Below are 404 nucleotides of genomic sequence, written 5' to 3' on the forward strand. Positions count from 1 at the left end.
TTCGTTCCTTCTACTTTTGTTTCGCCTACTTTTGTATTTGTGATGTCATAACCGTGTACGTCAGATTGGTATCCTGCTACTGGCTGTTCCTTCACTTCATACTTGTATGCTACTCCATTTGCGTCATATGCTTCTACATCCGCAAATGCATATTTCCAGTTTGTTGCCGCTGTTGCTTCTTTTGTATCTACTACTTTACCGTTTTGTAGTAAGTCTACTTTAATCGAGCTTGGACGATCTGTTGCGTTGTTATCGTTCCACGTTTTTGTTCCTTCTACTGTTAAGTTCGCTATTTTTGTATTTGTAATGTCATAACCATGAACCTCTGATTTATATCCATCTACTGGTTGTTCTTTTACTTCATACTTGTACGCATTTCCTTCGGCATCATATGCCGCTAAGTC

1 protein-coding gene is annotated in these 404 nt (G+C 38.9%); it reads right to left on the minus strand.

Translation table 11 applies throughout. The annotated features are described in order from the left end of the window. The coding region (locus JDS95_RS30530; RefSeq protein WP_199691053.1) for a Cna B-type domain-containing protein at positions 1 to 404 on the minus strand (404 nt) is incomplete at both ends.

This window comes from Bacillus cereus group sp. N24 (genome assembly GCF_016483345.1).
Classification (GTDB): domain Bacteria; phylum Bacillota; class Bacilli; order Bacillales; family Bacillaceae_G; genus Bacillus_A; species Bacillus_A toyonensis.